At 71.5% G+C, this 13,956-nt stretch carries 14 protein-coding genes; 10 read left to right on the plus strand and 4 right to left on the minus strand.

The genetic code is table 11. From position 1 onward, the window contains the following. Positions 1-78 precede the first annotated feature (78 nt). The 7 genes from HCJ93_RS16395 (at position 79) to era (ending at position 5,567) form a co-directional block, all read left to right on the plus strand. Positions 79-1,149 (plus strand): PhoH family protein, encoded by a 1,071-nt coding sequence (locus HCJ93_RS16395; RefSeq protein ID WP_167996456.1) that lies wholly within the window; start codon positions 79-81, stop codon positions 1,147-1,149. A gap of 12 nt (positions 1,150-1,161) precedes the next feature. Beyond that, the gene (gene ybeY / locus HCJ93_RS16400; protein ID WP_167996457.1) at positions 1,162-1,659 is read left to right on the plus strand and encodes an rRNA maturation RNase YbeY; all 498 of its coding nucleotides are present in this window, start codon (positions 1,162-1,164) and stop codon (positions 1,657-1,659) included. After that, on the plus strand, positions 1,656-2,966 hold the full coding sequence (locus HCJ93_RS16405) for a hemolysin family protein (RefSeq protein ID WP_167996458.1): 1,311 nt from the start codon (positions 1,656-1,658) through the stop codon (positions 2,964-2,966). The genes ybeY and HCJ93_RS16405 overlap by 4 nt, the downstream gene beginning before the upstream one ends. Further along, entirely contained in the window at positions 2,963-3,373 is a 411-nt protein-coding gene (locus HCJ93_RS16410; protein WP_167996459.1) for an MmcQ/YjbR family DNA-binding protein, read from the plus strand. Before HCJ93_RS16405 ends, HCJ93_RS16410 begins: the two co-directional genes overlap by 4 nt. 79 nt (positions 3,374-3,452) lie before the next feature. After that, the gene (locus HCJ93_RS16415) at positions 3,453-3,806 is read left to right on the plus strand and encodes a cytidine deaminase-like protein (protein WP_167996460.1); all 354 of its coding nucleotides are present in this window, start codon (positions 3,453-3,455) and stop codon (positions 3,804-3,806) included. 162 nt (positions 3,807-3,968) lie between these two features. Then, a complete protein-coding gene (locus HCJ93_RS16420) occupies positions 3,969-4,457 on the plus strand; it encodes a hypothetical protein (protein WP_167996461.1) in 489 nt (162 codons plus the stop codon). 156 nt (positions 4,458-4,613) lie between these two features. After that, entirely contained in the window at positions 4,614-5,567 is a 954-nt protein-coding gene (era, locus tag HCJ93_RS16425) for a GTPase Era (RefSeq protein WP_167996462.1), read from the plus strand. A 21-nt stretch (positions 5,568-5,588) separates the two neighbouring features. Here the strand turns inward: era and HCJ93_RS16430 are convergent, their stop codons facing one another. The 3 genes from HCJ93_RS16430 to HCJ93_RS16440 all read right to left on the minus strand — a co-directional run bounded on the left by HCJ93_RS16430 (position 5,589) and on the right by HCJ93_RS16440 (position 8,414). After that, entirely contained in the window at positions 5,589-6,929 is a 1,341-nt protein-coding gene (locus HCJ93_RS16430; protein ID WP_373563587.1) for a GH1 family beta-glucosidase, read from the minus strand. 141 nt (positions 6,930-7,070) lie between these two features. After that, positions 7,071-7,337 (minus strand): protealysin inhibitor emfourin, encoded by a 267-nt coding sequence (locus HCJ93_RS16435; RefSeq protein WP_167996464.1) that lies wholly within the window; start codon positions 7,335-7,337, stop codon positions 7,071-7,073. A 21-nt stretch (positions 7,338-7,358) separates the two neighbouring features. Continuing rightward, complete coding sequence (locus HCJ93_RS16440; RefSeq protein ID WP_167996465.1) at positions 7,359-8,414, minus strand: M4 family metallopeptidase; 1,056 nt, start codon at positions 8,412-8,414, stop codon at positions 7,359-7,361. Positions 8,415-8,742: 328 nt separating this feature from the next. Between HCJ93_RS16440 and leuA the strand changes: the two genes are divergently transcribed. After that, complete coding sequence (leuA, locus tag HCJ93_RS16445; protein WP_167996466.1) at positions 8,743-10,464, plus strand: 2-isopropylmalate synthase; 1,722 nt, start codon at positions 8,743-8,745, stop codon at positions 10,462-10,464. Positions 10,465-10,647: 183 nt separating this feature from the next. Further along, on the plus strand, positions 10,648-11,343 hold the full coding sequence (locus tag HCJ93_RS16450) for a TerB family tellurite resistance protein (RefSeq protein WP_167996467.1): 696 nt from the start codon (positions 10,648-10,650) through the stop codon (positions 11,341-11,343). A gap of 14 nt (positions 11,344-11,357) precedes the next feature. Here the strand turns inward: HCJ93_RS16450 and HCJ93_RS16455 are convergent, their stop codons facing one another. Next, a complete protein-coding gene (locus HCJ93_RS16455) occupies positions 11,358-12,755 on the minus strand; it encodes an NAD(P)-binding domain-containing protein (protein ID WP_167996468.1) in 1,398 nt (465 codons plus the stop codon). Between the two features lie 109 nt (positions 12,756-12,864). Here HCJ93_RS16455 and HCJ93_RS16460 point away from each other — a divergent pair, with 109 nt between their 5' ends. Further along, positions 12,865-13,926 (plus strand): flavin-containing monooxygenase, encoded by a 1,062-nt coding sequence (locus tag HCJ93_RS16460; RefSeq protein ID WP_167996469.1) that lies wholly within the window; start codon positions 12,865-12,867, stop codon positions 13,924-13,926. Positions 13,927-13,956: the final 30 nt, after the last annotated feature.

A 13,956-nucleotide genomic window follows, 5' to 3' on the forward strand; every position in this document is an offset into this window, starting at 1 on the left:
GTCGTACCCTGGGAGACGCGAGGCCGCCCTCAGCGATGCGGCCGTAACGAGGAGGAATCGCAGGCCAAGCGCCGGCCCATGACACAGACACCCACAGCTCACACCCCCGCGCAGGGGCAGGCGAGAGTGCAGCTCACCGTCCCCGCCCAGCACCCCATGGTGACCGTGCTGGGCTCCGGCGACTCCCTCCTGCGCGTGATCGAGAAGGCCTTCCCGGCGGCCGACATCCACGTCCGGGGCAATGAGATCACCGCGGTCGGCGATCCGGCCGAGGTCGCCCTGATCTCACGCGTGTTCGACGAGATGATGCTGGTGCTCCGCACCGGGCAGCCGATGACGGAGGACGCAGTGGAACGCTCGATCGCGATGCTCAGGGCGAGCGAGAACGCAGAGGGCGAGGTCCAGGAGACACCGGCCCAGGTGCTCACCCAGAACATCCTCTCCTCGCGCGGTCGCACGATCCGCCCCAAGACGCTCAACCAGAAGCGCTACGTCGACGCGATCGACCAGCACACCATCGTCTTCGGCATCGGCCCGGCCGGTACGGGCAAGACGTACCTGGCGATGGCCAAGGCGGTCCAGGCGCTGCAGTCCAAGCAGGTCAACCGCATCATCCTGACCCGCCCCGCGGTCGAGGCCGGTGAGCGGCTCGGCTTCCTGCCCGGCACGCTGTACGAGAAGATCGACCCGTATCTGCGCCCGCTGTACGACGCGCTGCACGACATGCTCGACCCGGATTCGATCCCGCGCCTGATGGCGGCCGGGACGATCGAGGTCGCACCGCTGGCGTACATGCGCGGACGCACGCTCAACGACGCCTTCATCATTCTCGACGAGGCCCAGAACACCAGCCCCGAGCAGATGAAGATGTTCCTGACGCGGCTCGGGTTCGACTCCAAGATCGTGATCACCGGTGACGTGACCCAGGTCGACCTGCCCGAGGGCACCAAGTCCGGTCTGCGGCAGGTGCAGGAGATCCTGGAGGGAGTGGAGGACGTCCACTTCTCCCGGCTGTCGTCCCACGATGTCGTCCGGCACAAGCTGGTGGGCCGTATCGTCGACGCGTACGACAGGTACGACAGCAAGCACGGCACCCAGAACGGCGCCCACAAGGGCGGCCGGGGCAAGTCCGGGCACAAGGGGAAGTAGACCGAGCACCAGATGTCGATCGACGTCAACAACGAGTCCGGAACCGAGGTCGACGAACAGGCGATCCTCGACATCGCCCGTTACGCCCTGGCACGGATGCGGATCCATCCGCTCTCCGAGCTCTCGGTGATCATCGTGGACGCCGGAGCCATGGAGCAGCTGCACATCCAGTGGATGGACCTGCCCGGTCCGACCGATGTGATGTCCTTCCCGATGGACGAGCTGCGGCCGCCGTCCAAGGACGACGAGGAGCCCCCGCAGGGGCTGCTCGGCGACATCGTGCTGTGCCCCGAGGTCGCCGCCAAGCAGGGGGCCGAGGCGCCGACGCAGCACACCATGGACGAGGAGCTGCAGCTGCTCACCGTCCACGGGGTGCTGCATCTGCTGGGCTACGACCACGAGGAGCCGGACGAGAAGGCCGAGATGTTCGGCCTGCAGGCCGCCATCGTGGACGGCTGGCGCGCGGAGCGGGGCCTGACCGGCCCGTCCCCGGCCCCCACCGTGTCATGAGCCCCGCACTCGTCCTGGGCGCGATCGCGCTGGTGGTCGTCGCCTGGCTGTTCGCCTGCGCGGAGACCGGCATCGCGCGGGTCTCCAGCTTCCGGGCCGAGGAGGCGGTGCGCTCCGGCCGCCGGGGCAGCGCCAAGCTGGCCCAGGTCGCCTCGGACCCGACCCGCTACCTGAATGTGGCGCTGCTGGTGCGCGTCGCCTGCGAGATGGCCGCCGCCGCGCTGATCACCTACGGCTGCCTGGAGGAGTTCGACAGCACCACCCAGGCGCTGCTGGTCGCCATCGCGATCATGGTCCTGGTCTCCTATGTCGCCGTGGGCGTCTCCCCGCGCACCATCGGCCGCCAGCACCCGCTGAACACGGCCACCGCCGCGGCCTATGTGCTGCTGCCGCTCGCCCGGATCATGGGCCCGGTCCCCTCGCTGCTGATCCTGATCGGTAATGCCCTCACCCCGGGCCAGGGTTTCCGGCGCGGCCCCTTCGCCTCCGAGGCGGAGCTGCGCGCCATGGTCGACCTGGCGGAGAAGGAGTCGCTGATCGAGGCCGAGGAACGCCGCATGGTGCACTCCGTCTTCGAGCTGGGCGACACCCTGGTGCGGGAGGTGATGGTCCCGCGCACCGACCTGGTGGTCATCGAGCGCTACAAGACCATCCGCCAGGCCCTGACCCTCGCCCTGCGCTCCGGGTTCTCCCGCATCCCGGTGACCGGGGAGAGCGAGGACGACATAGTCGGGATCGTCTATCTCAAGGACCTGGCCCGCAAGACGCACATCAACCGGGACGCGGAGAACGAGCTGGTCTCCACGGCGATGCGTCCGGCCATGTTCGTGCCCGACACCAAGAACGCCGGCGACCTGCTGCGCGAGATGCAGAAGGAGCGCAACCACGTCGCGGTCGCCGTCGACGAGTACGGCGGCACGGCCGGGATCGTCACCATCGAGGACATCCTGGAGGAGATCGTCGGCGAGATCACCGACGAGTACGACCGCGAGCTGCCGCCCGTCGAGGACCTCGGCGAGAACCGCTTCCGGGTCACCGCCCGCCTCGGCATCGGCGACCTGGGCGAGCTGTACGGTCTCGAGTCGTTCGACGACGAGGATGTGGAGACGGTCGGCGGGCTGCTCGCCAAGGCGCTCGGCCGGGTCCCGATCGCCGGCGCCTCCGTGCTCGTGGAGCTGCCCGATTCCCGCACCCTGCGGCTGACCGCGGAGGCCCCGGCCGGCCGCCGGAACAAGATCGTGACGGTGCTGGTGGAGCCGGTCGGCGACCCGTCCGGCGTCACGGAGGAGGAGGAACAGCCGGCGTGACACCGGGGGAGCTGCGCGACCTGTGCCTGTCCTTCAACGGGGCGGCGGAGGACTTCCCGTTCAACCCGGAGATCTCGGTCTTCAGGGTGCAGGGCAAGATGTTCGCCCTGACGAACCTGGACGCGCGGCCCCTGAAGGTCAACCTCAAGTGCGACCCGGAGGACGCCCTCCGCCTGCGCACCGAGTACGCGGGGCTGATCCTGCCCGGCTGGCACATGAACAAGCGGCACTGGAACACGGTCGTCGCAGGCGGCGCGGACGACGCCGGCGGCCCTCTGCCCGACGCCCTGGTGCGGGAGCTGGTCGAGGACTCCTACGACCTGGTCGTCGCCGGCCTGCCCCGGGCGGACCGCCTGCGCCTCGACCGGCCCCAGGGGCGAGGCCGTGCCCCTGGGGACCACCCCTGAAGACGCCGTCCGCGCCCTGAGAGCGGCGTTCCCGCGGGCAGGTCCGGGCCCCGCTGCGGGCGCGTCCTATGCTCGGATCATGACCGACAGCAGCGCGCTCGCCCCCGAAGACCGCAAGATCGTCACCCTGGCCCGCAGCGCCCGGGCCCGCAACCAGGTTCCCGAGGGGGCGGCCGTGCGTGACGAGACGGGCCGCACCTATGTCGCGGGGACCGTGGCGCTGGACTCGCTGAAGCTGAGCGCCCTGCAGACGGCGGTGGCGATGGCGGTGGCGTCCGGGGCGACCTCGCTGGAGGCCGCGGCGGTGGTGACCGAGGCCGAGTCGGCGGCGCCCGAGGACCGGGCGGCGGTACGGGACCTGGGCGGGCCCGGTACTCCGGTGCTGGTGGCCGGCCCGGACGGCACGGTGCGGCAGACGCTCACCGCGGGCTGACGGGACTCAGGTCCCGCCCGGAGCACGGCTCGTTACCGGCGGTAAGTCGGCCAGTTTTCCACCTTGCCGCGCCCTGCCCCGTGCGCATCAATGGGTACCGGCTTGTCTGACGATCCGTCAGGCACCGGCAGTTCCCCCCACACCGAAGGGACCCGGTACCCCATGAGAGTCACCAGAGGCAAGCGCATCGGAACGGGCATCTCCCTGCTGACGGCCGGTCTCGCCGTCACCGGACTCGCCCTCGCGCCCACGGCCGCCGCCGTCACCCCCGGCACCGCGACGATCACCGCGGACTGCGGAAGCTACGGCGGCGGCGAGGCCACCCTCACCGCCACCCAGGACGGCACCGCCGCCACCCTCACCCTGAGCACCACCGCGATGACCGCGCCCGTCGCGCTGGGGCAGGACTCGATCGTCTCCACCCTCACCATGGCCAGGACCGGCGGCGGCAGCGTCGTCTTCACGGGCACCAAGAACCCGGCCATGGCCACGGGCGACCCCGTCACCGTCGGTCCGCTCTCCGGCACCGTGGCCCCGGGCGACAGCCTGGAGGCCCACGGCGGCTCGCTGAAGATGACCGTCTTCGGCTTCATCACCATCACGTGCACCGCGACCGGACCCCAGTCGCCGGGACCGTTCGTCTTCGACTGATCCGCGCCGGCCTCCGGCGCCGCTGTCTCGGCGGCGACTTGGCGGCAGCGTTCCGCGGGCCGGACGCCCCTGGCGCCCGGCCCGCACCGTCCGTCCCGCCCGGCCCGCACCGGCCGTGGTGCCGAAGGGCTCCGGCGATCAGGGAGAATGGTCGCCATGAGCGTTCGTACCCAGTCATCCGAGCAGCCGGCCGACGCCGCGCACCGGGCCGGTTTCGCCTGCTTCGTGGGCCGCCCCAACGCGGGGAAGTCCACCCTCACGAACGCTCTGGTGGGGCAGAAGGTGGCCATCACCTCCAACCGGCCACAGACCACCCGGCACACCGTGCGCGGGATCGTGCACCGCCCGGACGCGCAGCTGATCCTGGTGGACACCCCCGGTCTGCACAAGCCGCGCACCCTGCTCGGCGAGCGCCTGAACGACGTGGTGCGCACCACCTGGGCCGAGGTCGATGTCATCGGATTCTGCCTGCCGGCCAACGAGAAGATCGGCCCCGGCGACCGCTTCATCGCCAAGGAGCTCGCCGGGATCAAGAAGACCCCGAAGGTCGCGGTGGTCACCAAGACCGACCTGGTGGACTCCAAGGCTCTGGCCGAGCAGCTGATCGCGGTCGACCAGCTCGGCAAGGAGCTGGGCATCGAGTGGGCGGAGATCGTCCCGGTCTCGGCGACCGCCAACAAGCAGGTCGATCTCCTCGGCGACCTGCTGATCCCGCTGCTGCCGGAGGGGCCCGCCCTCTACCCCGAGGGCGATCTCACCGACGAGCCCGAGCAGGTCATGGTCGCCGAGCTGATCCGCGAGGCCGCCCTGGAGGGTGTCCGCGACGAGCTGCCGCACTCCATCGCCGTGGTCGTGGAGGAGATGCTCCCCCGCGAGGACCGGCCCGCCGACAAGCCGCTGCTCGACATCCACGCCAACCTCTTCATCGAGCGCCCCAGTCAGAAGGGCATCATCATCGGCCCCAAGGGCAAGCGCCTGAAGGAGGTCGGCATCAAGTCCCGCAAGCAGATCGAGGCGCTGCTCGGCACCCCGGTCTTCCTCGATCTGCACGTCAAGGTCGCCAAGGACTGGCAGCGCGACCCCAAGCAGCTCAGGCGCCTCGGCTTCTGAGCCCGGCCGGCGCCGCGCCGGTCACCCGGCCCGGCGCTGGGCGAACAGGAAGCCCCGGTACCAGGCGTAGGACGCCTTCGGGGTGCGTTCCAGGGTCGCGTAGTCGACGTGGACCAGGCCGAAGCGGCGGGCGTACCCCTCCGCCCACTCGAAGTTGTCCAGCAGCGACCAGACGAAGTAGCCGCGCACGTCCACCCCTGCCCGGACCGCCTCGTGCAGCGCGCGCAGGTGGCCGTCCAGGTACGCGATGCGGTCCTGGTCGTCGAGACCCTCGTAGGAGCAGCCGTTCTCGGTGACGACCACGGGCGGCAGGCGGTCGCCGTAGCGGTCGCGGAAGCCGGTGAGCAGCTCGGTCAGCCCCTCGGGGACCACCGGCCAGCCGAAGTCGGTGCGCGGGCGGTCCTCGATCTCGCGCACCGAGAAGGGCAGTTCCGCCGGCATCCGCACCCCGCCGAAGTCGATCTCGGCGCCCTGCGGTGCGCCCACCTTCGTCGGGGCGTAGTAGTTGACGCCGTAGAAGTCGAGCGGCTCGGCGATGATTTTCAGGTCGTCGGCCGCGCCGTCCGGCATCAGCTCGCCGATGCCCTCCGGGTAGGCGCCCAGCAGCACCGGCTCGGCGAACATGCGGTTCAGCAGCACGTCGTAGAAGTCCGCCGCCTCGGTGTCGGCCGGCTCCGGCGAGGCAGGCCAGGTCGGGCCGTGCGAGTTGGTCAGACCGACCTCGGCGGCACCGGCCGCGCGCAGCGCCCGCACCGCCAGGCCGTGGGCGAGCAGCTGGTGGTGGGCCACCGGCAGTGCGTCGAACATCAGCCGCTCACCGGGTGCGTGGGTGCCCAGCGCATGCCCGAGCAGGGTGTGCTCGGCGGGCTCGTTGAGGGTGATCCACTGCCGCACCCGGTCGCCGAGACGGGCCGCGACCCGTGCCACGTAGGCGGCGAAGCGCTCGGCCGTGTCCCGCTCCCGCCAGCCGCCCGCCTCGTGCAGGGCCAGCGGAAGGTCCCAGTGGAACAGCGTCGGCACCGGGCGGATGCCGGCCCCGCACAGCTCGTCCACCAGCCGGTCGTAGAAGTCCAGACCGTCCTCGCGCAGCACCCTCGGCCAGGACACCGAGAAGCGGTAGGCGTTCACGCCCAGCCCCGCGAGCAGCGCCACGTCCTCGCGGTAGCGGTGATAGTGGTCGCAGGCCACCGCGGCGGTCGAGCCGTCCTTCACCCGCCCCGGCTGCTCGGTGAAGGCGTCCCACACCGACCGCTCGCGCAGCTCCGCCGCGCCCTCGATCTGGTGGGCGGAGGTGGACACGCCCCACAGGAAGCCGTCGGGGAAGCGGGGGAGGGGATGCGCGGTCGCCATGGCAGGGATCATCCGTACCCCGGGTGACGGAAGTCAACGGCCCGTCGGGCCCTCGACCGGCGGAGGTCGACGGCCCCTCGGGCGGGCTTCGCCGGCGCCGGCACGGCCCCGCCCCCCGTTCCACGCCCCCAGTTCCCCGGCCCCCTTGTTCTCTCAGGCCCCTTCCTTCAGCACCCGGCTGATCAGCCGGCGCTGCTCGTCGGTCAGCCGCGGGTCGGAGCAGTACACGGTCCGGCCGTCGACCGTGATCTGGTAGCTGAAGCCGTCGGGCACGCCGATGGGCGGGGTGCCCCGGCCCGCGGCCATCGCCTGCTCGGCCAGGGCGTGCCACTCGTCTGCATCGGCCCGGCCCGAGGTGTCGACCTCGGCCACCCGCTCGATGCCCGCGAAACCGCCGGTGCGTCTCACCTGGATGCGCATGGCTCCGTGTCTAGTACGGAACTACAGGGTCCGCACCCCGACCTGTTCCCAGGCCTTGTTCACCGCGTCCAGCTCCTCGCCCTCGCCGTAACGGGCGCGGGCCGCCGTCACGGTGAGCGTGGCGAAGTCGCTGAACGACGCGTCCTGCTGCAGCTCACCGCCGGTGAGCACGTCGTACCAGACCTGCCCGGCCCGCTCCCAGGCGTGCCCGCCCAGCTCGGTGGCCGCGAGGTAGAAGGCGTGGTTGGGGATGCCGGAGTTGATGTGCACCCCGCCGTTGTCCCGGCCGGTGTTCACATAGTCGTCCATGGTGGCCGGCTGCGGGTCCTTGCCGAGCACGTCGTCGTCGTAGGCGGTGCCCGGCGCCTTCATGGAGCGCAGCGCCTTGCCGGTGACGCGCGGGGCGAGCAGGCCGGCGCCGATCAGCCAGTCGGCCTCGTCGGCCGTCTGGCCCAGCGTGTACTGCTTGATCAGGGCGCCGAAGACGTCGGAGACGGACTCGTTGAGCGCGCCGGGCTGGCCGAAGTAGGTCAGGTTCGCCGTGTACTGGGTGACGCCGTGGGCGAGCTCGTGGCCGATGACGTCGATGGGGATGGTGAAGTCCAGGAAGATCTCCCCGTCGCCGTCCCCGAAGACCATCTGCTCGCCGTTCCAGAACGCGTTGTTGTACTCGCGGTCGTAGTGCACGGTCGCGTCCAGGGGCAGCCCGTGGCCGTCGATCGAGTCCCGCCCGTAGGCCTTGAGGAACAGCTCGAAGGTGGCGCCCAGGCCCGCGTAGGCGCGGTTGACGGTGGCGTCCTTGCCGGGTTCGTCGCCCTCGCCGCGGACCTTGCGGCCGGGCAGGTCGGTGCCGTTGCGGGCGTCGTACACCGTGCGGTGCGGCTTGCCGGGCTCGGCGGCGGCGAGCGGGGCGACGGCCCGGGCGCCGACCACGGTGGTCAGGCGGCGCTGGGTGCGCTCGTAGGCGTCGCGCTGGAGGGTGCGGCGGGCGGGACGGGCGAGGACGGGGTCGCCGGCCTGGGCGAGCCGGTCCAGGACGTGCGGCGGGACGATGGTGCAGAAGACGGGCGTGGTCATGTGCGGCACGATGGCACTGCGTGACGTCGATGTCACGGCATGCAACCATGATTGGTGAATTGTGCGGGCAATCCGCCACGGCGTCGCCGGGCGAAGTGGTATGCGGCACGTTTTGTCCAGTTCATCCCTCCCGTCCCGCATACTGATACATGCCCCCGCACCAAGCGCGGCTCGGATAAGCTGCGGAGCATCATGCGTTTCGGGCTGCTTCTCCTTAGCTGCCGCGGCGAGGGCCTGTAGTCGAGGCCGACCCCCTCCCCGCGGAGTTTGGCGCTGCGCCGTCGGCCGTCCATCCGGACCCCCGCGGACCATCGAGGAGCCCCAGGAAATGGCAAACCGCCAGCAGCCCAGCCCCATGCCGATCCACAAGTACGGCCGCTACGAGCAGGTCGACATCCCCGACCGCACCTGGCCGGACAAGCGGATCACCCAAGCCCCGCGCTGGCTGTCCACCGACCTGCGCGACGGCAACCAGGCCCTGATCGACCCCATGTCGCCCGCCCGCAAGCGCGCGATGTTCGACCTGCTGGTCAAGATGGGCTACAAGGAGATCGAGGTCGGCTTCCCCGCCTCCGGCCAGACCGACTTCGACTTCGTGCGCTCCATCATCGAGGAGCCCGGCGCCATCCCGGACGACGTCACCATCTCCGTCCTGACCCAGGCCCGTGAGGACCTGATCGAGCGGACCGTCGAGTCGCTGCAGGGCGCCAAGCGGGCCACCGTCCACCTGTACAACGCCACCGCCCCGGTCTTCCGCCGGGTGGTCTTCCGCGGCTCCAAGGACGACATCAAGCAGATCGCCGTCGACGGCACCCGCCTGGTGATGGAGTACGCCGAGAAGCTGCTGGGCGACGAGACCGAGTTCGGGTACCAGTACTCGCCGGAGATCTTCACCGACACCGAGCTGGACTTCGCGCTGGAGGTCTGCGAGGCGGTGATGGACGTCTGGCAGCCCGGCCCCGACCGGGAGATCATCCTGAACCTGCCGGCCACCGTCGAGCGCTCCACGCCCTCCACGCACGCCGACCGCTTCGAGTGGATGCACCGCAACCTCTCCCGCCGCGAGTACATCTGCCTGTCGGCCCACCCGCACAACGACCGCGGCACCGCCGTCGCCGCCGCCGAGCTGGCCGTGATGGCCGGCGCCGACCGCGTCGAGGGCTGCCTGTTCGGGCAGGGCGAGCGCACCGGCAACGTCGACCTGGTCACCCTGGGCATGAACCTGTTCTCCCAGGGCGTCGACCCGCAGATCGACTTCTCCGACATCGACGAGATCCGTCGCACGTGGGAGTACTGCAACCAGATGGAGGTCCACCCGCGCCACCCGTACGTGGGCGACCTGGTCTACACGTCCTTCTCCGGCTCCCACCAGGACGCCATCAAGAAGGGCTTCGACGCCATGGAGGCCGAGGCCGAGGCCAAGGGCGTCAGCGTCGACGACCTGGAGTGGGCCGTGCCGTACCTGCCCATCGACCCCAAGGACGTCGGCCGCTCCTACGAGGCGGTCATCCGGGTCAACTCGCAGTCCGGCAAGGGCGGTATCGCCTACGTCCTGAAGAACGACCACAACCTGGACCTGCCGCGCCGGATGCAGATCGAGTTCTCCAAGATCATCCAGGCGAAGACGGACGCCGAGGGCGGCGAGGTCACGCCGAAGGACATCTGGGAGATCTTCCAGGACGAGTACCTGCCCAACCCGGACAACCCCTGGGGCCGCATCCAGGTCAGGAACGGGCAGTCCACCACCGACCGGGACGGTGTGGACACGCTCACCGTCGAGGCCACCGTGGACGGTCAGGACACCGTGCTGACCGGCACCGGCAACGGTCCGATCTCGGCCTTCTTCGACGCGCTGCAGTCCATCGGCATCGACGTACGCCTGCTGGACTACCAGGAGCACACGATGAGCGAGGGCGCCTCCGCGCAGGCCGCCTCCTACATCGAGTGCGCCATCGGCGACAAGGTCCTGTGGGGCATCGGAATCGACGCGAACACCACGCGCGCCTCGCTGAAGGCGGTCGTCTCGGCCGTCAACCGGGCGGCTCGCTGAGCAGCCGGTTCGTGGGATGTGCGGGCTCCGTCCGCCTTTCGGGGCGGGCGGAGCCCCGTCGTATACCGGCCAACTCGCCGCAGAGGTCACGGAAAGGTCTCGTCCGGGGTGCTGACTCCACCCGGGGGATGTGGCTAACATCACGCAAGCGCGGCGACGATGCTGGGCTGATGGAGGTGCGACGTGCTGCCAGGACGGGGACCGAACGGCCGTGCCGCCGCGCTTGCGCGCCTTCTCGGCACCCGCATCGCCTGGACGCCGGTCGGTGACGGGGAGTTCTTCTGCCCCGGCTGCGGCGGCGACCGCAACTATCAGCGCCTCGCCGGGCATCGCCGCTTCTGTCTGCTGGGTGTGCCGGTGCTGCCGCGCGGCGAGACCGGCCCGGTCGTCGAGTGCGCCGCCTGCCGCCGCCACTTCGGCACCGACGTCCTCGACCACCCGACCACCACCCGCTTCTCCGCGATGCTCCGCGACGCCGTGCACACCGTCGCCCTCGCCGTGCTCGCCGCCGGCGGCACCACGTCCCGCGCCGCCCTGGAGACCGCCGCGAGCACCGTCCGCGCGGCCGGCTTCGAGGACTGCTCCACGGAGCAACTCGCCTCACTCGTCGACGCGCTGGCCGCCGACACCGGCCGCATCACCGGCGAGCCCTGCGCGGCCGGCCTCGCCATCGAGCTGCACGAGGCCCTCGATCCGCTCGCCCCGCACCTCGCCGCCCCCGGCCGCGAATCGATCCTGCTGCAGGCCGCCCGCATCGCCCTCGCCGACGGCCCCTACACCCCCGCCGAACGCGACACCCTCGCCACCGTCGGGGCGGCCCTGACCATCTGCACCGACGACATCACCCGCCTTCTGGAGTCGGCCCGCACGCCCTCCTGACCCGCACCACCCGATCACGAGCCGCAGCAACCGCCCCCGGGGGATGCTCCGGTGACGGTCCGTCCCGAGGGCTCCACCTGGACGACCCGCGGAGCGGGCGCGCAACAGCCGCCGCCCTCGAACTCCTGCGTCTCGGGGGCGTCGAACAGGCCCGCGCCGCCGCAGACCCCCGTCTCGGGGAGCGTCAGCTCCACGCGGTCGGCGGACTCCAGGTCACCGGCGATCGCCGCGGCGACGGAGCGGACCTGCTCGTATCCCGTCATCGCCAGGAACGTCGGGGCGCGGCCGTAGGACTTCATGCCCACCAGGTACACGCCCGGCTCGGGATGGGCGAGTTCGCGGTGGCCGTGGGGGTGGACGGTGCCGCAGGAGTGCTGGTTGGGGTCGATCAGGGGGGCCAGGGCGGCGGGGGCCTGGAGGCGTTCGTCCAGGCGCAGGCGCAACTCGTCCAGGAAGGACAGGTCGGGCCGGAAGCCGGTCAGCACGACCACCTCGTCGACCGGTTCCAGTCGGCGGCCGTCCTCGCCGGTCAGGACCAGGCGGCCGTCGGGGGCGCGTTCGATCGCCTCGGTGCGGAAGCCGGTGACCGCGTCCGCGTGACCCTCGTCCACGGCGGCCTTCGCGGCAAGGCCCAGGGCGCCCCGGGCGGGGAGCTGGTCGGCCTCGCCGCCGCCGAAGGTGGAGCCCGAGATGCCCCGGCGCAGGATCCACACGGCCTTCGTCCCCCTGCCGTCGCCGGACTGGGCCAGGTCGGCCAGGTACACCAGCGCGGTGAAGGCGGAGGCGCCGGAACCGATCACGGCGACGCGCCGGCCCGCGTACCGGGCGCGGATCGCGGGGACCTTCAGGTCCGGGACGCGGTAGGTGATCCGGTCCGCGGCGGCCTGCTCGCCGAGCGCGGGCAGACCGCTGCCCCCGGCCGGTGACGGTGTGCTCCAGGTGCCGGAGGCGTCGACGACGGCCCGGGCGAGCAGGCGTTCCTCGCGGCCGCCGGCGCGGGCGACCTGCACGACGAACGGCTGCCGCTCGCGGTCCGCGTCCACGATCCGGTCCCGGCCCGCTCGGGAGACACCGGTGACCCGGGCGCCGTAGCGCACCCGCTCGCCCAGGGCGTCGGCGAGCGGCTGGAGATACCGTTCCGCCCAGTCGCCACCGGAGGGACAGCCGGCCGGGTCGGGGCGGGACCAGCCCGTAGGGGCCAGGAGCTTCTCGGCGGCGGGATCGACCACCTCGCCCCAGGTGGAGAAGAGGCGCACGTGCGACCACTCGCGCACCGCGGCGCCGGCGGCGGACCCGGCCTCCAGGACCAGGGGCTCGATGCCCCGTTCGACCAGGTGAGCGGCGGCGGCCAGACCCACGGGTCCGGCCCCGATCACCACGACGGGCAACTCGGCGTCGACGGGCGCGTTCACGGCGGCTCCTCGAGTATTTCGACATCTGTCGATGACTTGCGCAGCCCAGCATGGCACCTGTATTGATGGGCGTCAACATAGACATTCATCAATATGGAGGGGATTGCTGATGGAGCAGCGTGATGTGGTGGTGATCGGTGGCGGCCAGTCCGGGCTCGCCACGGCGCATGCGCTGCTGCGGCGGAGGCTGCGGCCGGTGGTGCTGGAGGCGTCCGGCCGGGCGGCCGGGTCGTGGCCGCGCTACTATGACAGCCTCACGCTGTTCTCGCCGGCCCGCTACAGCTCACTGCCCGGGATGCCGTTCCCCGGAGCCGACCGCGACCGATATCCGCGCCGGGACGAGGTCGTCGCCTACCTCACCGCCTACGCCGAACGCCTGGATGCGGACATCCGCACCGGCTGCCGAGTCGGTGCCGTCCACCGCACGGGCGACACCTTCACGCTGGAACTTCAGGGGGGCGAGCGGCTGAGCGCACGGGCCGTCGTGGCCGCCTCAGGCGCGTTCGGGCGCCCGCACCGGCCCGCGCTGCCCGGCCTGGAGGAGTTCGAGGGCGAGGTGCTGCACGCCGCCGACTATCGCCGTCCGGCTCCGTTCACAGGCCGCCGGGTGGTCGTGGTCGGGGCCGGGAACTCTGCGGTCCAGATCGCCGCCGAGCTCGCCGGGACGGCGCGCGTCACGCTCGCCACCCGCGCACCGGTGAGGTTCGCCCCGCAGCGCATCCTTGGTCGTGACCTGCACTTCTGGCTGGCCCGTACCGGCTTGGACAGCGCCCCGCTCGGCCGGTTCCTGTCGCGCCCGCCCACCCAGCCGGTCCTGGACGACGGCCGTTACCGGGCCGCACTGGCCGCCGGACGGCCCGACCGGCGGCCGCTGTTCACGGAGGCCGACGGGTCCGAACTCCGCTGGCCGGACGGGCGGCGGGAGAAGGTCGACGCGATCGTGCTGGCCACCGGTTACCGCCCAGACCTGCCCTACTTGGCCGACCTGGACGGCGCGCTCGACGCCGAGGGGAACCCCCGGCACCGCGAGGGCATCGCCGTCGGCGTTCCGGGTCTGGCGTTCACCGGGCTGGAGTGGCAGCGCAGCCTGTCGTCGAACTCGCTGCGCGGCGTGGGGCGGGACGCAGGCCGCGTGGCCCGGCACCTTGCTGCCTACCTTGCGGGCCGGTGAAGGGAGCCTCGCGCAGCAGTGAGGGAACAC

Origin of the sequence: Streptomyces composti (assembly GCF_012034205.1) — a bacterium.
In the GTDB taxonomy this organism is placed as follows: Bacteria; Actinomycetota; Actinomycetes; order Streptomycetales; family Streptomycetaceae; genus Streptomyces; species Streptomyces composti.